This window comes from Diaphorobacter sp. JS3051 (assembly GCF_015832135.1).
In the GTDB taxonomy this organism is placed as follows: Bacteria; Pseudomonadota; Gammaproteobacteria; order Burkholderiales; family Burkholderiaceae_C; genus Diaphorobacter; species Diaphorobacter nitroreducens.
Genome location: NZ_CP065406.1, coordinates 940,352 through 966,252, shown reverse-complemented (window position 1 = coordinate 966,252; position 25,901 = coordinate 940,352). Strand labels below are relative to the sequence as shown.

Below are 25,901 nucleotides of genomic sequence, written 5' to 3'. Positions count from 1 at the left end.
TCGGTCGTCGCTATGGAAATTTCCCAGGCAGTGTCTGGGAAATCTTCCCTGACGCTTTTGGCCCCACAGGCCTGCGCGCTCCGCTTGCCCCAAAAGCCGACTTTGTGCAGTGGGCGGGGTGTGGGCGGTCTTGCTGTTCCCTTCACCGTATCACGGCGTTCTCGCCGTCAATGACTGCGCGTGCTCGCACGCTTGCGGCCTGATGGCCGTCTTCGATCCCTGACTGCTTGCGCTGCGCCGTGCTCGCCACGGTTCCGGGCAATTCCGCCCGAGCAACCGGAGCACGATCATGTCGCAACTGACCCTTCTTCCTTCCGTCGATTCTCCGCTCATGGTGCGCGATGGTCGCGGCCGCTATCGGCCGGCGACGGCCGACCAGATTCTGGAAGCTGCGCGCCAGGCCATCGAGCACAAGATGCAGCGCGGGGATTCATTCACGTCGCCGGCGGCCGTCAAGGAGTACCTGCGCGCCAAGCTGGCCGGCTTCGAGCATGAGGTGTTCGCGGTGCTGTTCCTCGATACACAGCATCGCCTGATCGAGTATGCCGAGATGTTCCGCGGCACGATCGACTCGGCCGAGGTGCATCCGCGCGAAGTGGTCAAGACGGCCCTGCGTCACAACGCGGCGGCAGTCGTCATTTCGCACAACCACCCGAGCGGGAACCCGGAGCCGAGCGCCGCAGACAAGGTGCTGACCAAGCAGCTCAAGGAGGTGCTGGCGCTGGTGGATGTCCGCACGCTGGATCACATCATCGTGGCGGGCAGCAAGACCACTTCATTTGCCGAACACGGCCTGCTCTGACCGAAGGGGCTTCGGCCCCTTTTTGCTGCGTCCGCAGCTCGCTCAGGCCATTGCCCGCAACCATGCCAGCAAGTCGGCCTGCGGCCCATCGGGCGGCAGGGGCTGGGGCGATAGCAGGCAGTAACGCGAGCCGTCTTCGATGAAGCCGAGCGGCGCGGCCAGCACGCCGCTGTCCAGATCGTCGCGCACCAGGTGCCAGGGGCCGATGGCGACGCCGAGGCCGGCCACGGCCGCCTGCAAGCTGAAATAGAAGTGCTCGAAGGTCTGCCCCGGCGCGTCCGACACGGGCTGGCCTGCGGCCGTCGCCCATTCCGACCATGCGCCCGGCCGCGTGCGCGTGTGCAGGCGCGGTGCGCCGGCCTTGAGCACGGCGCCGGCCTTCTTCGTGGAGAACCAGGTCGCCACCTTGTCGGGGCGGCAGACCGGGCCGACCTTTTCCGCGAACAAGGGTTCGGCGTGGTAGCCCTCGGGCCAGGGGAAGTCGTCGCGACGGATGGCCAGGTCGATGCCGCTGGCGAAGGAGAACGACCCGCCGCCGGCCACCAGATGCACGTCGATCCCCGGATGCCGGGCCTGGAAGTCCGGCCAGCGCAGGATCAGCCAGCGCATCAGCAAGGTCGGCTCGCACGACAGCACCCAGCGCCGCCCCTGGCGGGCGCTGGCACGCAGCTCGCCGACGGCCTGCCGCATCAGATCCAGGCCATTGCCCACGGCGCGCGCCAGTGTGCGCCCGTCATCGGTCAGGAACACGCGCCGGCTGCGGCGCTCGAACAGGGCCACGCCCAGCTCGTCTTCGAGCAGACCCACGGCCCGGCTGACCGCGCCGTGGGTCAGGTGCAGTTCGTCGGCGGCCCGGCTGAAATTCTCCAGCCGGGCCGCTGCCTCGAAGCAGCGCAAGGCCAGCAGCGAAGGCAGGCGCGTGTCGGTCAATGGTGATTCCAGCTCACCATTCTTGTCAGAAAGCATCGTTATTCACTGGGGATTTTCGTCGGTAGTATCTCGACAATTCGTTGTTATTCGACAGGATACGCCATGCCAGAACTGATAGCTGTCATCACAATCACCTTGCTGGCTGTCATCAGCCCTGGGCCGGACTTTGCGATGGTCACGCGCAACAGCCTGATGCTGTCGCGTCGCGCCGGTGTGCTGACGGCCCTGGGCATCGGCCTGGGCGTGCTGGTGCATGTCACCTATACGCTGGTCGGCGTGGGCCTGCTGATCCAGCAGTCGTTGTGGCTGTTCAATGCCATCAAGCTGGTCGGTGCCGCGTATCTGGTCTATCTCGGTGTGAAGATGCTGCGGGCCAAGCCTGCCGGCGCGCTGGCTGACAGCACCGTGGCGCCGCTGTCGGATGCGGCGGCGCTGCGCACCGGCTTCCTGACCAATGCGCTGAATCCCAAGACCACGGTGTTCATCGTCAGCCTGTTCATGCAGGTGGTGCGGCCGGACACCCCGCTGGCGGTGCAGATCGGCTATGGCGCTTTCATCTCCGTGGCGCACATGGCCTGGTTCGCCTTGGTCGCCTTGTGCTTCTCGGCCGGGGCCGTGCGCGACCGGCTGCTGGCGGTGCGCCATTGGATCGACCGTGCTTTCGGCGGGCTGCTGGTCGGCTTCGGCGTTCTGCTGGCGGTGGCGCGCGGCTCACGCTGACCGCCACGGAAATCCGAGACAGTGTTTCGGAAATTCAGCATGCCAAGGTTTGTGCATGACGTGGGGCGGTCTTGCTGTCCCCTTCACCGTATCACGTCGTTCTCTCCGTCAAGGGCTGCGCGTGCGAGCACGCTTGCGGCCCGTGGCCGTCCTTGACCCCTGACGGCTGCGCTGCGTCGTGCTGGCGACGGTTCCGGGCAATTCCGCCCGTGCAACCGGAGATCGTCATGAACGACAAATCGCACGTTTCCCTCGAACAACACGTTTGCCTGGTCTGCGGCGCTCGCTTCGACACCGGCGCGATCCTGCTGGACAAGCGCCTGCGCGCGAGCATGGAGCGCCACACGGCGACAGGCTGGGGCTTGTGCCCGGAACATCAGAAGCTGTCCGACGATGGCTTTGTCGCCTTGGTCGAATGCGACCCGCAGCGCAGCGGCTCACAGGCCAGCGGCCGCATGAAGCCCGAACAGGCGTACCGCACGGGCCGCCTGGCGCACCTGAAACGCGAGGTATTCGCCGATGTGTTCAACGTGCCTATCGAGGACAAGCAGCCCTGCGTGTTCGTTGAACCCGGCGTGATCGAGCAGTTGCAGGCGATGACCGCGCATTGATCGCACAGCCACCATCCGGCGCGTTGTCCTTCGGGACGACGCGCCATTTTTTTTGCTGTATCCGCGTCCTTCGCGCTTTCGCGCAATGCCACCTCGAAAAAGCCAGATGGTGTCTGGCGAATCTGCCGCGCCGAGGCGCATGGAGGGTGTGGGCGGTCTTGCTGTTCCCTTCATCGTGCCACGGCGTTCTCGCCGTCAAGGGCGGCGCGCGCTTGTGCGCGCTTGCGTCCTGGCGGCCGTCTGCGACCCCTGACTGCTTGCGCTGCGCCGTGCCCCGAAAGGGGCGGGCAATTCCGCCCGGCAACCTTTCAGGAGTTCATGTCATGAGCAGCCATCACGATTGGGTCATCGAAGTTTCGGCACAGCACGACGCGCACAAGCCGTTCGCGCCGGAGAACGGCCAGCCGCTGCGCTTCAAGATCGGCGACGCGGTGATCTACACCAACGACTTCGGCGCACAGTTCCATCGCCGCGTCACCGGGTTCTATCAGCCTGCCGGGCCTTGCGGGCTGTACGCGCTCGGCCGACGCTACTTCATCAATTCGACCTCGCCCTGGATGCCAGTCGCGGAATCCAGCCTGCGCCCTGACGACGCGGCTTAATGCCTTCGCGCCCCTCGATGCCGCCGAACCGGCTGGCGCCGGATCGGCACTGTATGGCGTCAGTCGTACATCCTGTCCGGGCGCTCTCGCCGTTGTCCGCGCTCATTGGCTTCCAGCCAGTCGAACAGCGCGTCAATGTCTTGATCCAACTGGAACAGCGACGCCTCGGCCATCATGTGCCAGGTGGCGCATTCGTCGGCATGGTGCGCGTTGTTCACCACGGCATTGAGCTGCTGATGCAGGGCCAGCAGCCGCTTTTTCTCCGCTGCGACTGTCTCGCGGTCGGTCGTCCAGACCATCGAGGGCAGAAAGATGCCTGACGGTGATGCGCTGGTCGTTGAAGCCTCGGTGCAAGGTTGTTGTGTCACGGGAACTCTCCGAAGTTGGGAAGCCTTCACGATAGGCAGGCACCTTCTTTGTCTCCAGTCGAAATTCGCTCAAAAACGCACCGATTTCGGCATCAGCTCCAGCAGCGCCAAGGCAAAGGCGGGATGGGCGTCCCCGGCCAGAAAACATGGCCGGTCGCGCTGTCGTGCTGCGCATCGAACCCCCTGCGGGGTTTCGCCCCTGACGGGCTTCCATCGTTCCCTCGCTCCGCTCGGCTGACGCCTCCGGCCCGGCTTCCAGATCCGGGCCTGCGCGCTTCGCTTGCCGTGCGGTTCGTCACACAAGGGCGGCCGTTGCCATGTCCAGCCGTCTCCCCTGACTTCATCACCTTGTCCGCGACCGTAGCCCGCTTCCGTGTGCCGTCAAGGCGCGCAGGGCCGTGTCCTCGGCTGCGCCTGCGGGCCGCACCAACCCCGCGCTTGTTTCCTTGACGGCCCCCGTCCGCGCGCTCCTTTGGCCGCGGGCGATGAACTCAGGAAAGACGGTGGCAACAGGGCCAACCGGGTTCCTCGTGCCGACCGCACCGAACAGCCGAAAGGCTGGGCTCCGAATCTAGGAATCCGGTGTGCGGTGTGAACAGCAAACCCTTTTCGTCAGGAGAAAGACCATGCAACTCGCATCCCGATTCGCTTCCCGTTCCCCCTCGCTGCGCAGCGACTACCCGCTGACCGATGACCAGATTCACCGCGTAGCGCCGTCCATCTTCGCGGACGCGCCGCATGAAAGCCGTTCGCAGCGTTACGCCTATATCCCCACCGCCGCCGTGCTGGCCGAGCTTCGCAAAGAAGGGTTCCAGCCCTTCATGGTGACGCAGACCCGCGTGCGCGACCAAGGTAAGCGCGAGCACACCAAACACATGCTGCGCCTGCGCCACGCCAGCCAGATCAACGGCGCGGAGGCCAATGAAATTGTGTTGCTGAACTCGCATGACGGGACGAGCAGCTATCAGATGCTGGCCGGCATGTTCCGGTTCGTGTGCAGCAATGGCCTTGTCTGCGGCGACACCGTGGCCGATGTGCGCGTGCCGCACAAGGGCGATGTTTCCGGGCATGTCATCGAAGGCGCTTACGAAGTCTTGCGCGGCTTCGACCGGGTGAAGGATTCCCGCGATGCCATGCGCGCCATCACGCTGGACGAAGGCGAGGCCGAAGTGTTCGCCCGTTCCGCGCTGGCACTCAAGTACGACCCCACCGATAAAAAGCCCGCACCCATCACCGAATCGCAAATCCTGATGCCGCGCCGCTTTGATGACCGCCGCCCGGACTTGTGGAGCGTGTTCAACCGCACGCAAGAGAACCTGACCCAAGGCGGCCTGCGCGGGCGCAGCGCCAACGGACGCCGGCAGCAAACCCGCCCGGTGCAGGGCATCGACCAAAACATCCGACTGAATCGCGCCCTCTGGCTGCTGGCCGATGGCATGCGCCAGTTGAAAGCCTGATTCCCCACGCGGCAGGGGCAGGCAGCAGCCCTTGCCGCATCCCTCGTTGCTGCATCCCTGAACCGTTAGGAGTTATCACCATGAACGCCATTACCCAAACCGAAGCCCGCGCCCTCAACACCGCCGCCGCTATCCCGCTGGAAACCGCCGACCCGACCAAGAACCTGATTCTTGTCCCTCTGTCGCGGCTGGTGTCGCGGCCGACTGGCCGCAACGTGCGCAAGACCCCGCGCATGTCCATTCCCGAACTCGCCGCCAGCATCCAGCGTGTCGGCCTGCTGCAAAACCTCATCATCATTGCCGCCGCCGATGGCGAGCATTACGAAGTGGTGGCCGGTGGCCGTCGCCTCGCCGCGTTGAAGCTGCTGGCGAAGAAGCACCGCATCAGCAAGGAATGGGAAGTGCCTTGCCTGCTGGTGGCCGATGGCACCGCCCGCACGGCCAGCCTCACCGAGAACGTGCAGCGCGAAGCCATGCACCCCGCCGACCAGTTTGAGGCATTCGCCGCGCTGGTGGCCGATGGCCGCAGCATCGAGGACATTGCAGCGGATTTCAGCGTCACGCCGCTGGTGGTGCAACGCCGCCTGAAACTCGCCAACGTGTCGCCGCGCCTGCTGGCCGACTACCGCGCCGATGCCGTCGCGCTCGACCAGCTGATGGCCCTTGCCATCACCGACGACCACGCCGCGCAGGAAAGCGCCTTCTACGATGCGCCAACGTGGCAGCGCCAGCCGTCCGCGCTGCGCGACCGTCTGACCGAACGCGAAATCGACGCCTACCGGCATCCGCTGGTGCGCTTCGTCGGGCTGGACACCTACGACGCCGCAGGCGGCGGCATCCGCCGCGACCTGTTCGCCGAAGGCGATGCGGGCGTGTATCTGACCGATGCCGCGCTGCTGGAACGGCTGGCGCAAGACAAGCTGGCAGGCATCGCCGCAGAGGTGAAGGCCGAGGGATGGGCATGGGTGGATGCCACGCCCGGCACGACCCATGCCGACCTGCACGCCTTCCAACGCGCCCCGAGGGAACGCCGCGAACCGAACAAGCGCGAAGCCGCACGCATCGAGAAGCTGCAAGCCAAGCTGCACGAACTGGCCGAGGCCGTGGATGCCGCGCTGGACGCCGACGACGAGGAAAAGGCCGATGCCTTGCAGGAGGAAGGCGAACGCCTGGGCGAGCAGTTGCAGGCGCTGGAAGATGGCTTGCAGGACTACGGCGCGAACGTGAAGGCGGCAGCCGGTGCCATCGTCACCATCGACCGCAGCGGCGAAGCCGTGGTGCATCGCGGCCTGATGCGCGAAGCCGAAGCCAAGGCGCTGCGCACGCTGGAACGGCTGCGGCAGGGTTTCGGCGGCACAGAAGCCGAGAACGACGACGAAGGCGAGGACGGAGACAGCGAAGGGCAGCCCAAGACCGCCGCCATGTCTGACAAGCTGGCGCAGCGGTTGAGCGCCCACCGCACCACCGCGCTGCAAATCGAAGTCGCCCGGCATCCGCAAGTGGCGCTGGCCGCGCTGGTGCATGGCATGGTGCAGACCGTCTTGCAGGAAAGCCACTACGGGCACGACCTGCCGCTGGGCGTGAGCCTGAAAGTGCAAGACCGGCTGGAAAGCCTTGCCCCGGACGTGTCGGAATCGCCTGCCGCCGTGGCGCTGCGCACCTTGCAGGAAGTCGCGGGCGAAGCCTTGCCGGAGGACAGCGCCGAACTATTCGCCGCGCTGGTGGCGAAGTCGCAGGATGAACTGGTGCGGCTGCTGGCCGTGTGCGTGGCTTCCACGGTGGACGTGGTGACGCCCCGCGCTACGACGCAGCAACCGGGCGCGGAACTGGCGCAGGCTGTCGGCTTGGACATGGCCGCATGGTGGAAGCCCACCGCTGACGGCTATTTCCAGCATGTGCCGAAGGCCGCAATTCTGGAAGCCGTGGAGCAGTACGCCCCGGTGCACGTCACCCGGCTGGCGAAGTTGAAGAAAGGCGACATTGCCAGCGAAGCCGAGCGGCTGGCCGATGGCACCGGCTGGATGCCCGCCATCTTCCGTGCCGAAGCCCCGCAGCAGGACGCGCAGGACGTGACGGCGGACGAGGAAGCCGAACCGCCGGAGGAAGTCGCCGCCGTGGCGGATGAGCAGCCGCAGGCCGAGGCACTGGCCGCGTGACCTTGCACCACAGATAGCGCCCCGGTTCCGGCCGGGGCGCTTCATGCCGAGGATTCCCCCATGAGCCACGACACCACGAACCGCCCCCGCATGGCCGCGACCTACGCCCCCGGCACGGTACGCGCCCGCCGCTGGCATGGCGCTGGCGACGTGCGCGGCTACCGCCCGCCTCGCGGCTGGACAGCCCGCGCCGCCCTGACCGACCTGCACCCCATTACGGGCCGCGCCTTGCCGCGTGCCGTGTGGTGGATCATCGAAACCAAAGAATAGGGAGCAGCCCGCGCCCAAGCCGTTCCGTCTTGGGCGCGGGGAATGCCAAAAATCCGGGCGCGGTCGTGGCCGCGCCCGGTGTTCAAGGCCCAAAGCCAGAGCGCCCCTGCGCCGCCTTCGGGCAGGCGACGCAGGGGCGGCGCACAAGTAGCCTTGTGCGCGAGAAACCCTCGAAGCCCATCAGTGCGTCGGCGCACAGCACCGACGACATTCCGAATGCGCCCCGCCACAATGATCGGGGCTTGTGGGCCTACGCCCCGGCTTGCTGCCACAGGTTGCATGAAAGCGTGCCGTCCTCGACGCTGGCGGTTCGTCGCTTGTACGTCACGAAGGACGGTTCACCGACACGCCGCCCGGCCTTGCAATGGAGCTTCCACGCCACGCCTCAGGCAAGAAGCCACCTGCTACGTCAGGGACGCTTTCACCTTGTCGCTGGGCGTTGTCCTTGCCCGTGTCAGGGCGCAAGCCGATGAAGCCGTCACGCGGGGAGCCGAGTCGGCCATGTTTCCTTTCGGAGCGGGTCGGCCCAAGGCGTCCTTTCTGTTTGTGAATCCTGGCGGTGGCCGGGCTTCTATGGCTGCAACCTTCCAGCGAAAACAATTTCCCCTGCGCTGCGCGCATTCCTCGCGGGACAAATTCTTTTCGCTTCCAGGCGCTCCACTGCGTTGCGCCCGCAAGCGGTGCAGCCAGCCCGTCCCCCGCCGGTCGGATCACAACAGGACGCGATGGGCGCGAACCCTGTTCAACCGAAAGGAAATTCATCATGGCAAACATCGGCACCTTCACCGCAGAGAAAGACGGCTTCACCGGCACGCTTCGCACCCTGACCCTCAACGTCAAGGTCAAGCTGGTTCCCAACGACAAGGGCGACAACGAGAACGCTCCCGACTACCGCCTGCAAGCGGCTGGCCACGACATCGGCGCTGCGTGGAGGAAGACCAGCGAGGCCGGGCGCCCCTACGTGTCCGTGACCCTGGACGATCCTTCGTTCCCGGCGACCGTCTATGCCCGCCTGATCGAAGGTGAGAACGGCACGCACGACCTGATCTGGTCGCGCAACAAGCCCAAGGCGGCCTGACGGCCGCCCACCGCGCCCCGCCCATTGCGGCGGGGCGCGATGCTGCTGATCGCAGCGCCGCACGCACATGGTTTCGGCGGTTGTCTCCTGCCCCGCATGTCCAGCGACGGCATCGCATCGGTGATGGTCGAATGGCTCGAAGCCCGTGGCAGCAAGCGCAAGATGGCGTGTCGGCGCTGGAAGCGCCGCCGGGCTTTCGGGCTGCGCCCCGTACCGGCAAGCCGTCACGGCCATGCGGCTTCAATCCCTCACGCCTTCGCGCCTGATGGCGCTGCGCGCTCCGCTTGCGGCTATGTCTCGGACGCCGCGATCTGGCTTTCCGTCTCGGCCATCAGCACCGCCGTACTGCAATCGAGTGCGCGGGCGATCTTGAAGATGGCCGCCAGCGTGGGCATGTGTTCGCCACGCTCGACCTTGCCCATGTGCGAACGCTCGATGCCGGCCAGGTGCGCCAGCGATTCTTGCGCAATCCCTCGCTCCATCCGTAGCGCGCGCACCGCCGCGCCGAAGGCTTGCGCCAGATCGGCATCGAAGGTGGTAACGCCGGCCGGTCGGCCTGGCTGAACGGATCGCTTCTGCATAGACAGAAGCGTCGAATCGAAGGACAATTAAAACCACGTTATCTTTAACTCATTGACGAAAAAACGCTGTTCCGTGCCTTTACGGAAATCCGTATCTACGGATTCCAGCAGAACCGGGGAATCGCATCCGTGTCTTTCCGGCTTTCTACAATTCCGCTTTTGCGCTTGCGTTCTTCTCAGGATGCGATGGCTTGCGCATCCGTGCTTGCGCACGAAAGCACGGAGACGGTTCGGCGGTTCCGTGCTTCGACGCAGAAGCGCATCCGTGCATCCTCGGTTTCGTGGAGGTTCCGGCCATGACCCTGCCACTTGTCACCGCTGACGAACGCGCCCGGCTGCTCGCCCACGGCGCGGCGCTCGCCGCTGGCCAGCACCTCGACCCGCTGCCCGTGGTGCGGCTGTTTACCCCCGATGCGCATGTGACCTGGCTGCTGGTGTCGCTCGACCCGGTGGACGGCGACACGGCCTACGGGCTGATCGACCTCGGTATCGGGATGCCCTCGCTGGGCACGGTCAAGCTCTCCGACCTGGCCGGCATCGTCGGCCCGCGCAAGCTGCCGGTGCGGCGGGATCGGTATTTCCAGGCGCTACGCCCGCTGTCGGAGTACGTCCGGCTGGCGCAGGAAAACGGCGCGATCACGGACTGATGAAGGCCAGCGCAGCCCGGCCAGCCGGGGCGCATTGTGACTATTTCGGTCTTACCCAAGACCTGTACGGTCTCAATCGGCATTGATGCACCGAAGCGGTGCCAGCCTGATGCAAACAGTCATGATCTTTGGCGCGGCCTGCGGCACGGTATCCGATGCCGCGCACCATTTCCGGGTTGCGTAGCCGTCGCATTCAGACGATTTCCGCAACACGCCGGAGCCAAACGGTCTTGACACCGACAGTTACAGCTTAATCTTTTTTGATGACGACCTGATGGCGTTTCGATAGCTCCCGCACGACGGAATCCGTGGCGACGCACCCCAAGCACAGGGAGGTCTCGCCATGACTGATCGAAGCGCCGAACACTGGTATCCGACAGCGGCTTATCTCTACATCCTGCACCTGGACGGCCCCGCGCTGGCCTGGGAGTACCTGCGAAGGAATCCCGACTACCGCCGCGACTGGCTGCGCCGTCGCCGCCGGCCGGACGCGGCGCAGGCGTGGGGCCTGCGCCTGCTGGAAGATCCCACCCTGGATGCGCGTGACGCGCATCCGGCCTGGTTCCCCGATCACGATGCCGTGGTGCAGCTCTACCCCGATGCAGATCCGCCGCCCGATGCCTACGCCTTCGAGTTCTGGCGCGTGCCTGGCCGCAAGCAACTGATCCACGACGGCAAGCGCCTGGTGCTGGTGTCGCACTGGCCCGGCTGCTGCCTGCGGCTCGCCCTCGGGCCGGGCCTGGAGGATGGCATGGCCTACCTCTACGCCACCCGCGCCTGCGCCACGCCCTGCGCGCGCTATCGCACGCTGGCGGCCGAACTGGATGCCTTGGCCGCCGCCACGGTTGCTGCACCGGCGGCAGCGGCTCGTTCCCGACCCATGCCGGCCGCGGTGCTGGAACTGCATACCTTGCAGGCCCTCGACGCGACCCTGGCAGGTGCATCCTTGCGCGAAGTGGCCGAAGGGTTGTTCGGCGCAGATGCCGTCGCGGCCGACTGGCACAAAGACAGTGCTTTGCGTGCCCGCGTGCGGAGGCTGGTGCGCCGTGGCGAGGCGCTGATGCGCGGCGGCTATCGCAGCCTGGCGCAGCTCCCGCCAGTTGTATCGCAGTAAGGGGGGACGTTTTGCAGTCCCTGCAATTCGTCCCTTAGCAAGAAGCCTCGCTTTCTTGAAAGTGCCTCTATCCGGCCGCGTGGTGTGGCCGGGCTTGATGGAGGTACTTCCCATGCGACCTGCTCCCTTGCGGCCTGCCGCCGCTGCGCCCGCGCAGCCCCAACGCTATCTCACCAACGACGAAGCCGCCGACTACCTGCGCCTGTCGCCGCGCACGCTGGAGAAACAGCGCGTGATCGGTGGCGGGCCGAAGTTCCGCAAGTTCGGCCGCCGCGTCATGTATGCCGTGAGCGACCTCGACGCCTGGGCCGATGCGCGCAGCTACGCGGCGACTTCCGACCCGGAATACGCCGAGCGGCATGCGGGCGACTATCGTGACGGCCGCTGATCTCTGGCTCGCCGGTGGCCATCGCCATGTCCAGCCCATCGCTGCCCCTGCGGCAGCGACCAGCGCAGCAGCGCGAACAGCTCGACCTGTTCCGCGCGCTGCCGGGCGACATGGCGCCGCGCGACAGCCAGGACTTGATGGCCTTTCCGTTCTTCTCGCTCGCCAAGTCGCGGCGCACCGCGCCGATCGACTTCCGGGCGGGCGGCATCACCATCCGCGTGGAAGGGACGCAGGAACACGGCATCGCGACGATCTGGGATGCCGACATCCTGATCTGGGCCGCCAGCCAGATCGTGGAAGCCCGCGATGCGGGCATCCCGACCTCGCGGCTGATGCAGGTGCGCCCCTACGAAATCCTGCGCTTCATCGGGCGTGGCACAAGCTTGCGCGACTACCAGCGCCTGAAAGCCGCCCTCGACCGGCTGCAATCGACCACAGTGGCCACGTCCATCCGCGAAACCACGGGAAGGCGGCTGCACCGTTTTTCGTGGATCAACGAGTGGAAGGAATTGGCCGATGCCAGCGGCACGCCGCTGGGCATCGAGCTGATCCTGCCGGACTGGTTCTACGCGGGCGTGGTGGACGCGGCCCTGGTGCTGACCATCGACCCGACGTACTTCCGGCTCACGGGCGGCATCGAACGCTGGCTGTACCGCCTGGTGCGCAAGCATGGCGGCCGGCAGGAGCACGGCTGGCAATTCGATTTCCAGCATCTGTACCGCAAGTCGGGCAGCGTGGCGCGTTTCTACGACTTCGCCGCCGACCTGCGCGCCCTGGTGGCGCGGCAATCGTTGCCCGGCTACGTCCTGGGCATCGAGCGGATGCCCGGCGAGAAAACCGAGCTGCTGACCTTCCGGCCCGTGCCGCCCACGGCACGGGGATAACTGCGGGAAAACCTGTTAATTCACTCGTGCTATCAGGCAACAGGAGGCTCGTGCTATCAGGCAACAAATCCTCGTGCTATCAGGCAACAAAATCGGCCGCAAACCCTTGCCACCATTGGGTTTTGCCGCCCTCTAACATTCCTAACTTAAATTCTCTAACTTTTAGTAGAGAAGCGCCGTTTCGGTGGACAACCACCAAACGGCACGAAATGCAGAAGCGAAAGACCGGCTTTCCAACACGGAGGGCCGCACCATGATTCTCGCTCTGCTCAACCAGAAAGGCGGTGTCGGTAAGACCACGCTCGCCACCCACATCGCGGGCGAATTGGCGCTGCGCGGCCAGCATGTTGTCCTGTTCGATGCCGATCCGCAGGGCTCATCACTGGATTGGACGCAGCGCAGAAGCCAGCAAGGCTTGCCACGGCTGTTCAGCACCGTGGGCCTGGCCCGCGAAACGCTGCATCAGGAAGCGCCAGAACTTGCCAGGCGGGCCGATCACGTCGTCATTGATGGGCCACCCAGGATTGCCGCCTTGGCGCGCTCTGCGCTCCTGGCGGCCGAGCGTGTTCTGATCCCGGTGCAGCCCAGCCCCTATGACGTGTGGGCCAGCGCCGAGATGGTGGCGCTGATCCGCGAGGCGCAGGTGTTCCGGCCTGCGCTGCGCGCAGCCTTCGTCATCAACCGGCGCATCAGCACGACGATCATTGGCAGGGAGGCGCGGCAATCGCTGGCCGAGCAGCCGCTGCCGGCGCTACGCGCCGAGGTTCGCCAGCGCATCGTCTTCGCCGACAGCGTGGCCGCTGGCCGGCTGGCCCGCGAGACGGCACCGGACAGCGCTGCCGCGCGCGAAATCACGGCGCTGGTCGATGAACTGTTGCGGTGGCCGACATGACAGCGAAGCCACCACCACATAACAGCAAACGCACGGCCAAGCGCGTCGGTATCGGCGCACGTCCGCCCGCGAATCCGCATGCCGAGGCATGGATTCGCCAGGGCGACGCCGATGCGCTCAACAAGGGCGACCTCTACACAGCCCGCCTGACGCTCGACGTGACGCCCGCCATGCGGGCGCGCATCAAGGTGTCGGCCTTCACGCGGGGCGTGACGGTGGCCGAACTGCTGCGCGCTTTGCTAGAGCGGGAATTTCCCGAGAACCGCACGGAGAACACGCTATGAACGCATCCGCTGCACCCGCCGCGAACACGGCCACGGCTGCCGCATCGCCTGCGGCTGCGCCGTCGCTCGCGGTACTCGCCGGCCAGGCCGGCAACGTGCCGCTGACGCGCGTATCGCTGGCCTACATCGAACCGCGATTCAAGCTCTACCTGCGCTTCGGCGAACCGGCGCGCACGCTTCGGCTCGACCGCTGGCGGCGCTGTGCGGAGTTCCTGCCAGGCGCGATGTTCTGCCGCATCCGCTGGCAGGCCAATGACTACGGCACGATCCGCTGGCAGTTGATGGTGATGCAAGCCGCCACGCCGCTGGATGCCTTGCAGCGCATCCCCGGCGTGCGGCCCGGTGCGCGCCTGCTGCTGCACGCCGAGGGTGACGCCAGCGTGCGCGCCGTGCTGGAACGCATCGACGCCATCGAGGCGCTGGGCATCGCCCCGTCTGCCGTCTCGCCTGCGTACTGGCGCACGCTGAGCAACCGGCTAGCGGCGCGCCTGCCGCTGCCCGAATACAGCATCGAACGGCACGCCGCTTGGCTGGCCGGAAGGACATTCCCATGACCAGCATTTCTACGACCGGCCCCGCGCCACGTCCTCGCTCGCGCCTGCGCGCTCGCATCGTGCTGGCGGGCCTGACCGCCTGCGGCCTCGCTGCGCTGGCCTGGGCGGCTCTCGTGTCGCCGCTGCCTCGCCTGACGTACAACCCATCCGACAGCGTGGCGGTCGGCTGGTATCGCATCGAGCCGTTCGACCCGCGCACCGCCTCGCTGTCACGTCCGTTGTCCGTGGACAGCATCGTGCTGGTGCCGCTGCCGGCCGAGGCCGCCGCACTGGCTGCGCAGCGCGGCTACCTGCCGACGCGCATTCCGCTGCTCAAACGTGTGGGCGCAGTCGCACCGCAACACGTTTGCATCGTCGCCGGTCAGGTACGCATCGACGGCGTGCCGGTGGCCGCCGCGTTGCCTGCCGACCGGCTGGGCCGGCCGCTGCCGTCCTTGCAGCTTTGCCGACGCCTCGACCCGGGCGAGCTGCTCCTGTTGAGCGTGACGAATCCGGCATCGTTCGACAGCCGGTATTTCGGGCCGGTCAGCGCATCCGCCGTGATCGGCGTCGCGTATCCGGTCTGGCTGGAAACACGCCCATGATGGCCGCCGATTCGCTGCACGTTGCCGTGCATCTCATCGTGCCATCGGGCATGTCGTTCCGGTGGCTGCCGCCGTGTCGTCGCGCGTGCAGCGCGGGCGCATCCGCGCCGCGCCTCGCGCAACATCCGGCGCAGCCGTCCAACGTGCAGGCGTCTTGCCTCGAACGCGCCCGGCCTGCAGCCATTGGCGCGTTCGCCGGCGGGCGGGTTGCAAGCAGCGCAGCGCCGCCGGGCCGCCGACGCCCGGAGCGACAGCGAAGGGCAAAGGCGGAAGGCAAGACAAAAGGACGCGGCACCAGGCCGCGTCGAGAGCCTGTCTGCACATGGGGGTGGCGCGGCACGCAGCGGCTCCGCCGCCGTGCCGCGTGGGGCGCGAAGGTCGCGCCAATGCAGGCATGTCCGCGTGCTTCGCACGACAGGACACGCCAGAGCTTGCAAGGAGCGCAGCCATGACCGACCGCCGCGACGACGATTTCCGGGTGCGCCCCAGCGCCCCGAAGAACCGGGGCAAGGGCCAGGGGCAGAGCTTCGTTTCCAGGGTGCTCAAGCAGGCCGGCAAAGCCAGCAGCGGCAAGTCAGCGGTGCGCAGTCCTGGGGCGGCCGGCACCGGCCAGCGGCCCGGCTCGCGCCTGGGGCGCGGCCATACGGCGGCGCGTTTCGCCGGGGTGAAGCTGACGCCCATGTCGCGGCGCGTGACCATCAAGACCCTGCTGGTCAATCAGCGCAATGCCAGCCCGCAATCGCTCGCCAAGCATCTGCGCTACATCGAGCGCGACGGCGCGGGCCGGGATGGCGAACCGGGGCGGGCCTATGGGGCGCAGACGGACGAAGCCGACCTGGACGCTTTCAAGGAACGCTGCGCCGACGACCGGCACCATTTCCGCTTCATCGTCTCGCCCGAAGACGGCGCGGAACTGGACGACTTGCGCACCTACACCCGGCATCTGGTGGACCGCATGGAAGCCGACCTGGGCACGCGGCTGGATTGGGTGGCGGTCGATCACTGGAACACCGATAACCCGCACACCCACCTGATCGTGCTCGGACGTGACGACACCGGCAAAGACCTCATCATCGCCGGCGACTACATCGCCCACGGCTTCCGCCATCGCGCCGCCGAACTGGCGACCGAATGGCTGGGGCCGCGCACCGAACTGGAGATCCAGCAGACCTTGCAGCGCGAGGTGGAACAGGAGCGCTGGACGAGCCTCGACCGCACCCTGCAACGCGAGGCCGGCGAGGATGGCCGGGTGCAGATCGAACGCTTCAACGAACCCCGGCTGCAACGCCAGCGCCTGCTGCTGATCGGCCGCCTGCAACGCTTGCAGCGCCTGGGCCTGGCCGACGATACGCAGCCCGGCACCTGGGCCGTCCATGCCGATGCGGAGAAGACCTTGCGCGCATTGGGCGAGCGTGGCGACATCATCCGAACGATGCAACGTGCCATGAGCGGTCAGCCGCGCGAGCTGGCGGTGTTCGAGCCGGGCCAAAATGCAGATGGAAGCGGCCGCAGCATCGTCGGTCGCGTGGCTGGCAAGGGGCTGGCCGACGAGCTGCACGACGGCGGCTATCTGGTCATCGACGGGGTGGACGGCAAGGCCCACTACGTCGCGTTGAACGCCCGCGACGAGCTGGCGAACTATCCCACCGGAGCCGTGGTGGAGGTACGCGGTTCCAACGAGGTGCGGGCGGCCGACAAGAACATCGTCGCGCTGGCGAGCGATGGCCTGTACCGCGCCGATCATCACCTGGCGATCGAGCAAGGCCGAGCCAAGCCCGGCCGCGACCCGCAGGAGGTCGTCGCGGCCCATGTCCGCCGACTGGAAGCCCTGCGCCGGGCCGGCATCGTGGAACGTGTGGCTGATGGACTATGGAAGGTGCCGGACGACCTGGCCGAACGTGGCCGCCAGAACGACGCACAGCGCCTCGGTGGCGTGGCCGTGGAGCTGAAATCGCACCTGCCGATCGAGCGACAGGCGCGGGTGATCGGCGCGACCTGGCTGGATCAGCAGTTGATCGGCGGCGGCAAGGGGCTGGGCGACCTGGGCTTTGGCAGCGAGACCAAGCAGGCGATGCAGCAGCGCGCCGATTTCCTTGAAGAACAGGGCTTGGCCCAGCGGCGCGGCCAGCGCGTGATCCTCGCCCGCAACCTGCTGGCGACGCTGCGCAACCGGGAGCTGGCGCAAGTTGGAAAGGACATTGCCGCCGAAACCGGACTGTCACATCGCCCAGTGGCGGACGGACAGCGCGTAGCCGGCATCTACCGGCGCTCGGTCATGCTCGCCAGCGGGCGGTACGCGATGCTGGACGACGGCATGGGCTTCTCGCTTGTGCCGTGGCGTCCGGTGATTGAACAGCGGCTGGGGCAGCAGCTTGCAGCGACGGTGCGCGGCGGTGGAGTGTCATGGGAAATCGGGCGGCAGCGCAATCTCTCAATAAGCTGAGTTGTTAGGTGCAGGCACTACACGCGGGCCATTGGCGGGAAGTGCTCCATGAGAAACGCCACAAAACTACGTAGCTTGGTCGAATGGTAGCGGTCAGGAAGGTAAACAACGCTCATCGGTCGGCTCGGCAGACCTTGCTCGGGAAACAATTGAATCAAACGGCCAGCTTGAATGTCCTCTTCCAACAGAAGGGTGGATTGCAAGACGATGCCCATGCCATTGAGTGCAGCAATGCGGAGTGCCTGGCCGTTGTTTATCTGCAATCTTCCCGACACTGATCGACGACGCACGTCCTCACCAGTGCCAAGCCAATAGGACAAGGCTGTCGGGCTGAACGATAGGCATTCGTGATGCTGCAGGTCTTCCACTGTTTCCGGTATCAGATACTCAAAACCCTGGGTTTGGCGGCGCATGTACCTGATGCGGGGTATCTGCTTTCCGGGCGGTTTTGATCGCTTTAGCCGTGCAGATGAAATCGACCCGCTGGCAAGCACCCTGGCAGTCAAAGGTTCAAGTGCTCCCCCAGATGCCGGAACACCGTAGACACCCGCCGCAGATGCCGAGACTCGGGGTGCGTAAGCAGCCACAGTTCAGTCTGGCATTCGTCGAGGATGTCGGTCAGCGCGATCAAGTCCTTGCGCGGCTGCGCCAGGAATACCGGCAGCACGCCGACACCCATACCGGCGGCCACCAGTTCCATCACCGTCAGGATGCTGTTGACGCGGTAGCGCGGCACTGCCTTGGGATGATGGCGCTTGCGCCAGAGCACCGAGGGGTGTTCCGGCAGCGCATCGTCGGGCGCGATCCAGGCGGCCTTGCCGGCTTCAACATCCTGGTAGCGCCGGATGCCGCTGCCCTTGCTGGCGTACAGCGCCACCCGGATCGGGCCGATGTGCTTGCCGACCAGGTGCTGCGGCGGTTTCTTGGTGGCGCGCACCGCAATGTCAGCCTCGCGCCGCGTCAGGCTGGTCAACTCATTGCCGGTATGTAGCTCATAGTCCAGCAAGGGATGGCGGGTAGCGAGTGTGCGCAGCGCTGGCGCGATCAGCCCGTGCAGGATGGTGTCGGTGGTGGTGATGCGCACCGTGCCCGACACTTGCTCGGGCGTGAGCTGCACGGCGGAGCGCGCCTGTTCCAGCCGCGACTCCACCTGCTCGGCATGTTCGGCCAGCACCTGCGCCTGCTCCGACGGCAAGTAGCCCGCGCGTGACCGCTCGAACAGCCTTTGCCCCAAGCCACGCTCGATGCGACGGATCGAGCGGAAGACGGTCGAGGCATCGACGCCCAGCCGTTCGCCCGCACCGGCCAGGTTGCCGGCACGCACCAGGGCCAGGACGATTTCCAGGTCGCCTGCGCCCAGTTTGTATTGCGTTTTTGCAATCACTTCTTTCCTGCCTGCCTATTTTTATTGCGTCACCGCAATCATACGATTGAGACCATTCATTCGTAAATTGGAGGTTTCATGGCAATCACGCCATCTTCTTCGGCCTATGGCATTGCCTTGCTGCGCATCAGCCTGGGCGTCATGTGGGTGGCGCACGCGTTGCTCAAATGGTTCGTCTTCACCCTGCCGGGTACGGCGCAGTATTTCGGCAGCGTCGGCATTCCAGGCTGGCTGGCCTATCCGGTGTTCGCCGTGGAGCTGCTGGGCGGCATCGCGTTGTTGCTGGGCTTCTATGCGCGCCAGATCGCGCTGGCACTGGTGCCGGTCATGGCCGTGGCGGCCTGGGTGCATGTGCCCAATGGCTGGGCGCATACCAATGCCGGCGGCGGCTGGGAGTACCCGGTGTTCCTGGTCGCGGCCTCGGTGGCGCTGTGGTTGCTGGGCGACGGCGCACATGCGCTGCGGCGCAGCCATCGCTTCGTGCCGGCAGCTTGAGCGGGAGATCGCGCGATGAGCCACCCACTCACCCTGGTCAGCCATGTGCTGTGCCCGTATGTGCAGCGCGCGGTGATCGTGCTCAAGGAAAAGGGCGTGCCCTTCGAGCGCCGCGATGTCGATCTGGCACACAAGCCAGACTGGTTCCTGGCCTGCTCGCCGCTGGGCAAGACGCCGGTGCTGCTGGTCGGTGATGCGCCGATCTTCGAGTCGGCCGTGATCTGCGAGTACCTGGATGACACTCTGATGCCGCGCCTGCATCCCGAGGATGCGCTGAGCCGTGCCCGCCATCGCGCCTGGATGGAGTTCGGTTCATCGCTGCTCAACACCATCGCCGCGTTCTACAACGCCAAGGACGATGCAGCGCTGGACGCGCAAGCCGATCAGCTCCGTGCGCGGCTGGCGCAGGTCGAGGCTGCGCTGGCCATTCGCACCGGCAACGGCGCCTGGTTCGCGGGGGAAGCGTTCAGTCTGGTGGATGCGGTGTTCGGGCCGGTGTTTCGCTACTTCGACGTGTTCGATGGCCTGGGGGATTTCCGCTTCTTCGACGGCTTGCCCAAGACCACGGCCTGGCGTGCTGCGCTGGCCGGCCGCGCGTCGGTGCGCGAGGCCGCGCATCCAGACTACCCGGCGCTGCTGCGGGACTTCCTGCGCAGGCGGGAATCGGCCTTGTCGCGCAGGATGGTGAAGGATTGAAGGGGCAATGAAGAACGGACAACAACCGATTGCCCTATGTGACCTTCCGTACTTCGGTCGTGGCCGGTTCCAGCACGGAGCCATCCCTCGCCGTGGGTGCCATGCGCGGAATCGGCTTGCCGGTGCGCGTGTCGATCAGCACCGAATGCCGCTCGCCACGCTCGAACAGATGTTGTTCGCCCCATTGCCGCAACGCCACCACGATGGGGAACAGGTTTTCCCCTTTGGCTGTCAGCACGTACTCCTGGTAGGCGGTGCCATCCGAGGCCGCCTGCGTTTCAAGGACGCCGGCATCGACCAGCTTGCGCAGGCGGTCGGAGAGGATGTTGCGAGCGACGCCCAGGCTGCGCTGGAAGTCGCCGAAGCGGCGCATGCCGTCGAAGGCATCGCGCACGATGAGCAACGACCAGCGATCCCCTATCAGATCGACGGAGCGCGCAACAGGACAAGGTGCGTCGTTCATAGGTTTGCGGGTTGGCATGAAATCTCCTGGCTGGCTGACAGGGATAAGGCTAATGGTTGCATTTTAAAACCACTTGATCTAACATTCAAACAGTTTTATTTTGAAACTAGATTGAATGGGCGATGGATCATGAAGTCATCCCACGTTTCGATGGTGCCGGCCCCTCTGGAGACGATGCCAACCCGAACTGCCGATATGCCACGCGGCCTGGTACTGCTGTTTGCCGCTGCCAGTGGCCTGAGCGTGGCGAACGTGTACTACGCGCAGCCCCTGCTCGATGCGCTGGCCCGCGATTTCGGTATCAGCCATGCAGCCGTGGGTGGCGTGGTGACAGCCACGCAGGTCGGATGCGCCGTGGCCTTGTTGTTGCTGGTGCCGCTGGGCGATCGCGTTGAGCGCCGCCGCCTGATGGCGGTGCAACTACTGGCGCTGGTGGCGGCACTGGTGATGGTCGGCATGGCGCCGTCTGCGCCAATCCTGCTGGCAGGCATGCTTGCCGTGGGCCTGCTGGGAACGGCGATGACACAGGGGCTGATCGCCTACGCGGCCAGCGCCGCTGCTCCCCGTGAACAAGGCCGCGTTGTGGGAGCGGCACAGAGCGGCGTGTTCATCGGCCTGCTGCTCGCGCGAGTGTTCGCTGGCGGTGTCAGCGATCTGGCGGGCTGGCGCGGCGTGTACTTCTGCGCCGCCGTGCTGATGCTGGTGATCGCGCTACCGCTGTGGCGGCGACTGCCTGCCTTGCCTCCGGCACCGAATCCGATGCCTTACCTCCGCCTGATCGCCTCGATGCTGACACTGCTGCGGGAAGAAAAGGTGTTGCAGGTGCGCGGCATGCTGGCGCTGCTGCTGTTCGCGGCGTTCAACATCTTCTGGAGCGCGCTGGTGCTGCCGTTGAGCGCGCCGCCCTACGACTTTTCGCACACTGTCATCGGTGCGTTTGGCCTGGTCGGCGTGGTGGGCGCTTTGGCCGCTGCGCGTGCCGGGCAATGGGCCGATCGGGGACATGCCCAACGCACCAGCGCGGCGGCGCTTGCGGTGCTGCTGCTGGCGTGGTGGCCGCTGTCGCTGATGGAATGGTCGCTGTGGGCGCTGGTGATCGGCATCGTGCTGCTCGATCTGGGCTGCCAGGCGCTGCATGTCACCAATCAGAGCCTGATCTTCCGCACCCGGCCCGAGGCGCACAGCCGGCTGGTCGGCCTCTACATGCTGTTCTATGCGGTCGGCAGTGGGCAGGGTGCGATCGGCACCACCGTGACCTATGCGCATGCCGGTTGGCAGGGCGTCTGTGCGCTGGGCGCGGCGGTCAGCCTGCTGGCGTTGCTGTTCTGGGCGATGACTTTGCAACGCACGGCGACGATCGCCCGTCAGCGCTGAACGGGAGATGCTCATCATGGACGAGCGGCAGGAACATTCCCTTGGCACGACAACCCAGGCGGTTGTTGGCGGCCAGATGGACGGACACCGCATGAACGCGAACACCACGCATCAAAGCGCGGACGCCGTCACCTTCAGGGGCGTCGCACAAAGCGACCGTGAACCGTGGGCGCAACTCTATCGGCAGTATGCCGAGTCAGCGATCCCACGGCGCGTTCTGCCAGCGTTCCAGCAGGAAATCGCTGAACGCCGTCAGCCGGCGCGGCACCGGTTCGCGCCGTGCCCGCACGATGCTGATCTTCGAGGGCGTGGCTTCCCAGTCCGGCAACACACGTACCAGCTGCCCGTCGCGCAGTTCCTCGTGAATGTCCCAGGTCTCGCGCAGCGAGATGCCCAGTCCGGCCAGGCACCAGGCATGCAGCACGTCGCCGTTGTCGCTGCACAGCGTACCGCTGACCGCGACAGGCTTCTCCCGGCGGCCCTTGCGCAGCGGCCAGGTGTTTTGCAGCAGGCCCGGGTAGGCGAACACCAGGCAGTTGTGCCGCTCCAGTTCTTCCGGCTGCGCGGGTTGTCCATGCGCTTTCAGGTAGGCGGGAGATGCCGCCAGGATGCGCCGGTTGTCGGCCACGCGCCGCGCCACCAAGCGCGAATCGGCCAGCTCGCCCATGCGGATCGCCATGTCCAGGTCGCCGCTATACAGATCCTGCACCTGATCGGACAGGCGCAGGTCGAAGCCGACCCTGGGATGCAGGCGGCAGAAGTCGTGGATCGCCGGTGCCACGAACTTGCGGCCGAACGGCGTGGGCGCGGTCAGGCGAATGGTGCCGCTCAGCTCCTGGCTGGCGCCGCTCGCCAGTTCCTGCACTTCTTCCAGCACGCCGAGCGCGACCCGTGCGCGCTCGGCGATGGCGCGGCCTTCGCCGGTGATGCGCAGGTTGCGGGTGTTGCGCTCGAACAGCGTGGTGCCCAGCGCCTGTTCCAGCCGGGCGATCTGCTTGCTGACCGTCTTGGGCGCGAGGTGCAGGTCGCGTGCGGCGGCGGAAAAGCTCTGGCGCTCCACCACGTGCACGAACACCGCCAGGTCATCGAGGTTGCGCAGAGCCATTTAGGTCATTTCGTGGAAAGTGTTTGTCTATTTTGGTCATTTAAAGGATATACCGAATCCGCGAGACTGACACTCTTTGTCCCCCATGCTGCCGTCGCCATGCTCCCTTTGGAGGTGCGCCCCGCAGCGCAGCCCGACAGGAGTTCTCGATGAGCCAGCGCATTCTTTTCGTCCTCACCAGCCACGACCGTAAGGGGCCGGTTGACGCCGCCGACGCGGCGCCCAGCGGCTTCTATCTCTCCGAGGTCACGCATCCACACCGGGTACTCGCGGATGCCGGCTACGCCGTGGATTTCGTCAGCCCCAAGGGCGGCAAGACGCATGTTGACGGCCTTGATCTGGACGATCCGGTCAATGCCGCGTTCTGGAACGATGCAACGCTGCGTGGCGCCACCGACACCACACTGGCACCGTCCCAGGTCGATGCCGACGCCTATGCCGCAGTCTTCTATGCCGGCGGCCACGCGACGATGTGGGACTTCCCCGACAGCACCGAGCTGGCCGCGATTGCCGCACGCATCTACGAGCGCGGCGGCGTGGTCGCGGCGGTGTGCCACGGCCCGGCCGGGCTGGTGAACGTCAAGCTGTCAGATGGCCGCTATCTGGTCGCGGGCAAGAACGTATCGGCTTTCACCAATGACGAGGAACGCGCAGTTGGCCTGTACGGCACAGTGCCGTTCCTGCTGGCCGATGCCTTGCAGGCGCGCGGCGCCCGGCATGTGCCTGCGCCGAACTTCCAGGCGCAGGTGGTCGTGAGCGAACGGCTGGTAACGGGCCAGAACCCTGCTTCGGCCAAGGGCGTGGGCGAAGCGATGTTGCCGCTGCTGGCATCGGCAGGACGGGCCTGAACCATGAACCAGCGCATGCCTTTCGTCATCTACGTGTTCGCGCTCTGCGCGTTCGCCCTGGGCTTCACCGAGTTCGTCACCATTGGCCTGGTGTCCACCATTTCCGCTGACCTGCATGCCAGCGTCAGCCAGGTCGGTACGGCAGTCACGGCCTACGCGCTAGGAGCAGTGATCGGTGCGCCGGGTCTGACGGCGCTGGCCACGCGCTGGCCGCGCAAGCGCCTGCTGCTGGTGGCGATGGGGTTGTTCACGCTGGGCAACGCGGTGGTCAGCCTGTCCGATGCGCTGACGCCCATGCTGATTGCCCGCTTCGCCTCGGGGCTTGGGCATGGCGTGTTTCTGGCCGTGGCCTCCAGCGTCGCCACGCAACTGGCGGGGCGGCATCGGGCCGGTGCGGCGGTGGCGGTGGTGTTCGGCGGCTTGACGCTGGCCCTGGCGCTGGGCGTGCCGCTCGGCACCTACCTGGGCAGCGTGTTGAGCTGGCAGGTCATCTTCATGGCCGTCGCCGCCAGCGGCGCGATTGGCTTCCTGGGCCTGCTGGCCCTGATGCCCACGGATCGGGACGATGCCTCGGCGCAGGCCAACGCGATGGATGGCCTGCAAGCCATGTTCAATCCGCGCCTGCTGGCCGGGGCCGGCATCACAGTGCTGGCCTATGCCGGGTCGTTCGCGCTCTACACCTACATTTCGCCCATTCTGCTGCAAGTGACGAACGTCAGCGAAAGTACTAGCAGCCTGTTGATGCTGGGCTACGGTGTGATGGCAGCCATCGGCAACATCTGGGGCGGGCGGCTGACCGACCGCAGGGGCGCAGATGCGGCCGTGATGACCGTACTGGCCGGCCTGGCCATGGTGCTGTTGGCGATCTGGGCATCGGCGCCGTCGTTGCCATTGATGGTGTTGCTGACGGGCCTGCTGGGTGCGCTGACCTATGCGGCGGTGCCGGCCTTGCAGGCGCGGGGGATCGGGTTGTCGCACATCCACGCGCCGCAAGCGCCGGCGGTGGCCGCTGGCCTGAACATCGCCGGCTTCAATGGCGGCATCGCGCTGGGTTCGCTGCTGGGCGGGGCGAGCCTGGAGGCGATGGGGCTGACCAGCACGGCATGGGTCGGTGCCGTTGCCGTGGGGTTGGGGATCGTCTGGATGTTGTGGCAGATGCGGCGTCCGGCTTTCGTCGGCGCAGGGCTTCAAGGGTAGGTGCAGCATGGCGCTTCGGCATCTACGCTCTTTTCTGGTCGTGGTTGAAGAACCGCACTTCGCCCGCGTCCCCGAAGCGTTGCACATCGAGCAGTCGTCACGGTTCCGACTACGGGCTATGCGCGGCAGTCTCCTGGCGCGCATACACCACCAGCCGCAGGTGCCGGTCTTCATCGACGGTCAGCGAGGTGTGCTCGAACGGCTCGGGCTTGCCGTCGATCAGCAGCTTGCGAACGCCATTGCAGGCCGCATGAACGTCGTGCTGCCGCCACCATGTCTTGAACTCGGGCGAAACCCGTTCCAGTTCGTCCACCAGTTCGTGAATGTCCGCTTCCTGCGTGGCGCGGGCAAAGTCGCGTCGGAAGCTGGACAGCATCAGCGGAGCTTGTTCTTCCCAGGCGTCCACGCGCTCGTGCAGGGCGGGATCGGTGAACAGCAGCCAGAGCAGATTGCGCCGCTCGGGCGCGTGCGCGCCGAAGCCGAAAATCTGATCGGCAGGCGCATTGAAGCCCAGTACGTCCCAGCGCAGGTTGAGCACGAAGGCCGGGTGCGGCAGGTCGTGCATCAAGCGCCGCACCAGCGGCGGCAGCACGCACCATGTTTTGCCCGGCTCGGCCGGTGGCCTCTCGTGCGCCAGCAGGAACAGGTGTCGCCGCTCGGCGGCATCCAGTTTCAGCACTCGCGCCAGGTTGTCCAGAAAGGTGGCCGAAACACCAATATCGCGCCCCTGTTCCAGCCATGTGTACCAGGTCAAGCCGACACCAGCGAGCGCGGCGACTTCCTCGCGCCGCAGTCCTGGCGTGCGGCGGCGGCCACCGCTGGGCAACCCTACGTCGGCCGGCGACAGGCGTTCGCGGTGCGCGCGCAGGAAAGCCGCCAGATCGGAGCGCGTTCGTTCCAGGGTTCGCATCGCTACCTCATTGTTTTTAGTAATAGCATAAACAGTTAGATTGTAATTGTTTAAAAAGGATTTG

The 25,901-nt window shown here is 66.1% G+C and carries 30 protein-coding genes; 22 read left to right on the top strand and 8 right to left on the bottom strand.

What is annotated here, in order from left to right; all coding sequences use genetic code 11:
* The first annotated feature begins 289 nt into the window (after nt 1–289).
* Complete coding sequence (locus I3K84_RS04620) at nt 290–802, top strand: RadC family protein (RefSeq protein WP_043154520.1); 513 nt, start codon at nt 290–292, stop codon at nt 800–802.
* 42 nt (nt 803–844) lie between these two features.
* Here I3K84_RS04620 and I3K84_RS04615 read toward each other — a convergent pair whose 3' ends face one another.
* Entirely contained in the window at nt 845–1,768 is a 924-nt protein-coding gene (locus I3K84_RS04615; RefSeq protein WP_043154523.1) for a LysR family transcriptional regulator, read from the bottom strand.
* Between the two features lie 66 nt (nt 1,769–1,834).
* Here I3K84_RS04615 and I3K84_RS04610 point away from each other — a divergent pair, with 66 nt between their 5' ends.
* The 3 genes from I3K84_RS04610 to I3K84_RS04600 all read left to right on the top strand — a co-directional run bounded on the left by I3K84_RS04610 (nt 1,835) and on the right by I3K84_RS04600 (nt 3,665).
* On the top strand, nt 1,835–2,452 hold the full coding sequence (locus I3K84_RS04610) for a LysE family transporter (protein ID WP_043154526.1): 618 nt from the start codon (nt 1,835–1,837) through the stop codon (nt 2,450–2,452).
* 227 nt (nt 2,453–2,679) lie between these two features.
* Nucleotides 2,680–3,063 (top strand): hypothetical protein, encoded by a 384-nt coding sequence (locus tag I3K84_RS04605; RefSeq protein WP_043154531.1) that lies wholly within the window; start codon nt 2,680–2,682, stop codon nt 3,061–3,063.
* 323 nt (nt 3,064–3,386) lie between these two features.
* Nucleotides 3,387–3,665 (top strand): hypothetical protein, encoded by a 279-nt coding sequence (locus I3K84_RS04600; protein WP_043154534.1) that lies wholly within the window; start codon nt 3,387–3,389, stop codon nt 3,663–3,665.
* A 59-nt stretch (nt 3,666–3,724) separates the two neighbouring features.
* On the opposite strand, the gene I3K84_RS04595 is transcribed toward I3K84_RS04600, so the two are convergent.
* On the bottom strand, nt 3,725–4,033 hold the full coding sequence (locus I3K84_RS04595) for a hypothetical protein (protein ID WP_052158434.1): 309 nt from the start codon (nt 4,031–4,033) through the stop codon (nt 3,725–3,727).
* A gap of 626 nt (nt 4,034–4,659) precedes the next feature.
* On the opposite strand from I3K84_RS04595, the gene I3K84_RS04590 reads away from it, so the two are divergent.
* The 4 genes from I3K84_RS04590 to I3K84_RS04575 all read left to right on the top strand — a co-directional run bounded on the left by I3K84_RS04590 (nt 4,660) and on the right by I3K84_RS04575 (nt 8,994).
* Nucleotides 4,660–5,490, top strand: a complete 831-nt coding sequence (locus I3K84_RS04590) for a DUF932 domain-containing protein (protein ID WP_043154539.1) — start codon at nt 4,660–4,662, stop codon at nt 5,488–5,490.
* A gap of 80 nt (nt 5,491–5,570) precedes the next feature.
* Nucleotides 5,571–7,646 carry a ParB/RepB/Spo0J family partition protein gene (locus tag I3K84_RS04585; RefSeq protein ID WP_043154543.1) on the top strand — a complete coding sequence of 692 codons (2,076 nt, stop codon included), beginning with the start codon at nt 5,571–5,573 and terminating at the stop codon, nt 7,644–7,646.
* Nucleotides 7,647–7,706: 60 nt separating this feature from the next.
* Nucleotides 7,707–7,916, top strand: coding sequence for a hypothetical protein (locus tag I3K84_RS04580; protein WP_043154546.1), 210 nt, complete (start codon nt 7,707–7,709; stop codon nt 7,914–7,916).
* Between the two features lie 763 nt (nt 7,917–8,679).
* Nucleotides 8,680–8,994: a DUF736 domain-containing protein gene (locus tag I3K84_RS04575; protein ID WP_043154548.1), complete on the top strand. Its 315-nt coding sequence runs from the start codon at nt 8,680–8,682 to the stop codon at nt 8,992–8,994.
* Between the two features lie 290 nt (nt 8,995–9,284).
* Here I3K84_RS04575 and I3K84_RS04570 read toward each other — a convergent pair whose 3' ends face one another.
* Nucleotides 9,285–9,575 carry a helix-turn-helix domain-containing protein gene (locus I3K84_RS04570; protein ID WP_004335983.1) on the bottom strand — a complete coding sequence of 97 codons (291 nt, stop codon included), beginning with the start codon at nt 9,573–9,575 and terminating at the stop codon, nt 9,285–9,287.
* A gap of 296 nt (nt 9,576–9,871) precedes the next feature.
* Here I3K84_RS04570 and I3K84_RS04565 point away from each other — a divergent pair, with 296 nt between their 5' ends.
* The 9 genes from I3K84_RS04565 (at nt 9,872) to I3K84_RS04525 (ending at nt 17,365) form a co-directional block, all read left to right on the top strand.
* Nucleotides 9,872–10,222, top strand: a complete 351-nt coding sequence (locus tag I3K84_RS04565) for a DUF2958 domain-containing protein (protein ID WP_028792031.1) — start codon at nt 9,872–9,874, stop codon at nt 10,220–10,222.
* Nucleotides 10,223–10,565: 343 nt separating this feature from the next.
* Nucleotides 10,566–11,336 (top strand): DUF2285 domain-containing protein, encoded by a 771-nt coding sequence (locus I3K84_RS04560; RefSeq protein WP_043154556.1) that lies wholly within the window; start codon nt 10,566–10,568, stop codon nt 11,334–11,336.
* A 112-nt stretch (nt 11,337–11,448) separates the two neighbouring features.
* Nucleotides 11,449–11,724 carry a helix-turn-helix domain-containing protein gene (locus I3K84_RS04555; protein WP_004335979.1) on the top strand — a complete coding sequence of 92 codons (276 nt, stop codon included), beginning with the start codon at nt 11,449–11,451 and terminating at the stop codon, nt 11,722–11,724.
* A gap of 26 nt (nt 11,725–11,750) precedes the next feature.
* A complete protein-coding gene (locus I3K84_RS04550; protein WP_054441670.1) occupies nt 11,751–12,608 on the top strand; it encodes a replication initiator protein A in 858 nt (285 codons plus the stop codon).
* A gap of 253 nt (nt 12,609–12,861) precedes the next feature.
* Entirely contained in the window at nt 12,862–13,500 is a 639-nt protein-coding gene (parA, locus tag I3K84_RS04545; RefSeq protein ID WP_054441655.1) for a ParA family partition ATPase, read from the top strand.
* Nucleotides 13,497–13,784, top strand: a complete 288-nt coding sequence (locus tag I3K84_RS04540; protein ID WP_054441671.1) for a hypothetical protein — start codon at nt 13,497–13,499, stop codon at nt 13,782–13,784. Before parA ends, I3K84_RS04540 begins: the two co-directional genes overlap by 4 nt.
* Nucleotides 13,781–14,338: a DUF2840 domain-containing protein gene (locus tag I3K84_RS04535; RefSeq protein ID WP_054441656.1), complete on the top strand. Its 558-nt coding sequence runs from the start codon at nt 13,781–13,783 to the stop codon at nt 14,336–14,338. Before I3K84_RS04540 ends, I3K84_RS04535 begins: the two co-directional genes overlap by 4 nt.
* Nucleotides 14,335–14,922 (top strand): S26 family signal peptidase, encoded by a 588-nt coding sequence (locus I3K84_RS04530; protein ID WP_196995592.1) that lies wholly within the window; start codon nt 14,335–14,337, stop codon nt 14,920–14,922. The genes I3K84_RS04535 and I3K84_RS04530 overlap by 4 nt, the downstream gene beginning before the upstream one ends.
* 448 nt (nt 14,923–15,370) lie before the next feature.
* On the top strand, nt 15,371–17,365 hold the full coding sequence (locus I3K84_RS04525; protein ID WP_196995591.1) for a relaxase/mobilization nuclease and DUF3363 domain-containing protein: 1,995 nt from the start codon (nt 15,371–15,373) through the stop codon (nt 17,363–17,365).
* A gap of 17 nt (nt 17,366–17,382) precedes the next feature.
* Here the strand turns inward: I3K84_RS04525 and I3K84_RS04520 are convergent, their stop codons facing one another.
* Both I3K84_RS04520 and I3K84_RS04515 read right to left on the bottom strand, forming a co-directional pair.
* On the bottom strand, nt 17,383–17,778 hold the full coding sequence (locus I3K84_RS04520) for a LysR substrate-binding domain-containing protein (RefSeq protein WP_082402904.1): 396 nt from the start codon (nt 17,776–17,778) through the stop codon (nt 17,383–17,385).
* An 89-nt stretch (nt 17,779–17,867) separates the two neighbouring features.
* On the bottom strand, nt 17,868–18,749 hold the full coding sequence (locus I3K84_RS04515; RefSeq protein ID WP_054441664.1) for a LysR family transcriptional regulator: 882 nt from the start codon (nt 18,747–18,749) through the stop codon (nt 17,868–17,870).
* A 78-nt stretch (nt 18,750–18,827) separates the two neighbouring features.
* Between I3K84_RS04515 and I3K84_RS04510 the strand changes: the two genes are divergently transcribed.
* Both I3K84_RS04510 and I3K84_RS04505 read left to right on the top strand, forming a co-directional pair.
* The gene (locus I3K84_RS04510) at nt 18,828–19,244 is read left to right on the top strand and encodes a DoxX family protein (RefSeq protein WP_054441666.1); all 417 of its coding nucleotides are present in this window, start codon (nt 18,828–18,830) and stop codon (nt 19,242–19,244) included.
* Between the two features lie 15 nt (nt 19,245–19,259).
* The gene (locus I3K84_RS04505) at nt 19,260–19,940 is read left to right on the top strand and encodes a glutathione S-transferase family protein (protein ID WP_054441668.1); all 681 of its coding nucleotides are present in this window, start codon (nt 19,260–19,262) and stop codon (nt 19,938–19,940) included.
* A 34-nt stretch (nt 19,941–19,974) separates the two neighbouring features.
* On the opposite strand, the gene I3K84_RS04500 is transcribed toward I3K84_RS04505, so the two are convergent.
* Nucleotides 19,975–20,421 (bottom strand): helix-turn-helix domain-containing protein, encoded by a 447-nt coding sequence (locus I3K84_RS04500; RefSeq protein WP_033938336.1) that lies wholly within the window; start codon nt 20,419–20,421, stop codon nt 19,975–19,977.
* Between the two features lie 156 nt (nt 20,422–20,577).
* Here I3K84_RS04500 and I3K84_RS04495 point away from each other — a divergent pair, with 156 nt between their 5' ends.
* Entirely contained in the window at nt 20,578–21,777 is a 1,200-nt protein-coding gene (locus I3K84_RS04495) for an MFS transporter (RefSeq protein ID WP_229637868.1), read from the top strand.
* 196 nt (nt 21,778–21,973) lie between these two features.
* Here I3K84_RS04495 and I3K84_RS04490 read toward each other — a convergent pair whose 3' ends face one another.
* The gene (locus tag I3K84_RS04490; RefSeq protein WP_054441669.1) at nt 21,974–22,882 is read right to left on the bottom strand and encodes a LysR family transcriptional regulator; all 909 of its coding nucleotides are present in this window, start codon (nt 22,880–22,882) and stop codon (nt 21,974–21,976) included.
* A gap of 149 nt (nt 22,883–23,031) precedes the next feature.
* Here I3K84_RS04490 and I3K84_RS04485 point away from each other — a divergent pair, with 149 nt between their 5' ends.
* Together I3K84_RS04485 and I3K84_RS04480 are read left to right on the top strand one after the other, a co-directional pair.
* Entirely contained in the window at nt 23,032–23,730 is a 699-nt protein-coding gene (locus I3K84_RS04485; RefSeq protein ID WP_054440853.1) for a type 1 glutamine amidotransferase domain-containing protein, read from the top strand.
* Nucleotides 23,731–23,733: 3 nt separating this feature from the next.
* Complete coding sequence (locus I3K84_RS04480) at nt 23,734–24,927, top strand: MFS transporter (protein WP_054440856.1); 1,194 nt, start codon at nt 23,734–23,736, stop codon at nt 24,925–24,927.
* Nucleotides 24,928–25,036: 109 nt separating this feature from the next.
* On the opposite strand, the gene I3K84_RS04475 is transcribed toward I3K84_RS04480, so the two are convergent.
* Nucleotides 25,037–25,837: a helix-turn-helix transcriptional regulator gene (locus I3K84_RS04475; RefSeq protein WP_054440858.1), complete on the bottom strand. Its 801-nt coding sequence runs from the start codon at nt 25,835–25,837 to the stop codon at nt 25,037–25,039.
* Nucleotides 25,838–25,901: the final 64 nt, after the last annotated feature.

What these genes read in the sequence shown, in the direction of transcription:
- I3K84_RS04620 (WP_043154520.1), top strand. Translation starts at nt 290, where the DNA reads ATGTCGCAACTGACCCTTCTTCCTTCCGTCGATTCTCCGCTCATGGTG.
- I3K84_RS04615 (WP_043154523.1), bottom strand. Translation starts at nt 1,768, where the DNA reads ATGCTTTCTGACAAGAATGGTGAGCTGGAATCACCATTGACCGACACG.
- I3K84_RS04610 (WP_043154526.1), top strand. Translation starts at nt 1,835, where the DNA reads ATGCCAGAACTGATAGCTGTCATCACAATCACCTTGCTGGCTGTCATC.
- I3K84_RS04605 (WP_043154531.1), top strand. Translation starts at nt 2,680, where the DNA reads ATGAACGACAAATCGCACGTTTCCCTCGAACAACACGTTTGCCTGGTC.
- I3K84_RS04600 (WP_043154534.1), top strand. Translation starts at nt 3,387, where the DNA reads ATGAGCAGCCATCACGATTGGGTCATCGAAGTTTCGGCACAGCACGAC.
- I3K84_RS04590 (WP_043154539.1), top strand. Translation starts at nt 4,660, where the DNA reads ATGCAACTCGCATCCCGATTCGCTTCCCGTTCCCCCTCGCTGCGCAGC.
- I3K84_RS04585 (WP_043154543.1), top strand. Translation starts at nt 5,571, where the DNA reads ATGAACGCCATTACCCAAACCGAAGCCCGCGCCCTCAACACCGCCGCC.
- I3K84_RS04580 (WP_043154546.1), top strand. Translation starts at nt 7,707, where the DNA reads ATGAGCCACGACACCACGAACCGCCCCCGCATGGCCGCGACCTACGCC.
- I3K84_RS04575 (WP_043154548.1), top strand. Translation starts at nt 8,680, where the DNA reads ATGGCAAACATCGGCACCTTCACCGCAGAGAAAGACGGCTTCACCGGC.
- I3K84_RS04570 (WP_004335983.1), bottom strand. Translation starts at nt 9,575, where the DNA reads ATGCAGAAGCGATCCGTTCAGCCAGGCCGACCGGCCGGCGTTACCACC.
- I3K84_RS04565 (WP_028792031.1), top strand. Translation starts at nt 9,872, where the DNA reads ATGACCCTGCCACTTGTCACCGCTGACGAACGCGCCCGGCTGCTCGCC.
- I3K84_RS04560 (WP_043154556.1), top strand. Translation starts at nt 10,566, where the DNA reads ATGACTGATCGAAGCGCCGAACACTGGTATCCGACAGCGGCTTATCTC.
- I3K84_RS04555 (WP_004335979.1), top strand. Translation starts at nt 11,449, where the DNA reads ATGCGACCTGCTCCCTTGCGGCCTGCCGCCGCTGCGCCCGCGCAGCCC.
- I3K84_RS04550 (WP_054441670.1), top strand. Translation starts at nt 11,751, where the DNA reads ATGTCCAGCCCATCGCTGCCCCTGCGGCAGCGACCAGCGCAGCAGCGC.
- parA (WP_054441655.1), top strand. Translation starts at nt 12,862, where the DNA reads ATGATTCTCGCTCTGCTCAACCAGAAAGGCGGTGTCGGTAAGACCACG.
- I3K84_RS04540 (WP_054441671.1), top strand. Translation starts at nt 13,497, where the DNA reads ATGACAGCGAAGCCACCACCACATAACAGCAAACGCACGGCCAAGCGC.
- I3K84_RS04535 (WP_054441656.1), top strand. Translation starts at nt 13,781, where the DNA reads ATGAACGCATCCGCTGCACCCGCCGCGAACACGGCCACGGCTGCCGCA.
- I3K84_RS04530 (WP_196995592.1), top strand. Translation starts at nt 14,335, where the DNA reads ATGACCAGCATTTCTACGACCGGCCCCGCGCCACGTCCTCGCTCGCGC.
- I3K84_RS04525 (WP_196995591.1), top strand. Translation starts at nt 15,371, where the DNA reads ATGACCGACCGCCGCGACGACGATTTCCGGGTGCGCCCCAGCGCCCCG.
- I3K84_RS04520 (WP_082402904.1), bottom strand. Translation starts at nt 17,778, where the DNA reads ATGCGCCGCCAAACCCAGGGTTTTGAGTATCTGATACCGGAAACAGTG.
- I3K84_RS04510 (WP_054441666.1), top strand. Translation starts at nt 18,828, where the DNA reads ATGGCAATCACGCCATCTTCTTCGGCCTATGGCATTGCCTTGCTGCGC.
- I3K84_RS04505 (WP_054441668.1), top strand. Translation starts at nt 19,260, where the DNA reads ATGAGCCACCCACTCACCCTGGTCAGCCATGTGCTGTGCCCGTATGTG.
- I3K84_RS04500 (WP_033938336.1), bottom strand. Translation starts at nt 20,421, where the DNA reads ATGCCAACCCGCAAACCTATGAACGACGCACCTTGTCCTGTTGCGCGC.
- I3K84_RS04495 (WP_229637868.1), top strand. Translation starts at nt 20,578, where the DNA reads ATGCCAACCCGAACTGCCGATATGCCACGCGGCCTGGTACTGCTGTTT.
- I3K84_RS04490 (WP_054441669.1), bottom strand. Translation starts at nt 22,882, where the DNA reads ATGGCTCTGCGCAACCTCGATGACCTGGCGGTGTTCGTGCACGTGGTG.
- I3K84_RS04485 (WP_054440853.1), top strand. Translation starts at nt 23,032, where the DNA reads ATGAGCCAGCGCATTCTTTTCGTCCTCACCAGCCACGACCGTAAGGGG.
- I3K84_RS04480 (WP_054440856.1), top strand. Translation starts at nt 23,734, where the DNA reads ATGAACCAGCGCATGCCTTTCGTCATCTACGTGTTCGCGCTCTGCGCG.
- I3K84_RS04475 (WP_054440858.1), bottom strand. Translation starts at nt 25,837, where the DNA reads ATGCGAACCCTGGAACGAACGCGCTCCGATCTGGCGGCTTTCCTGCGC.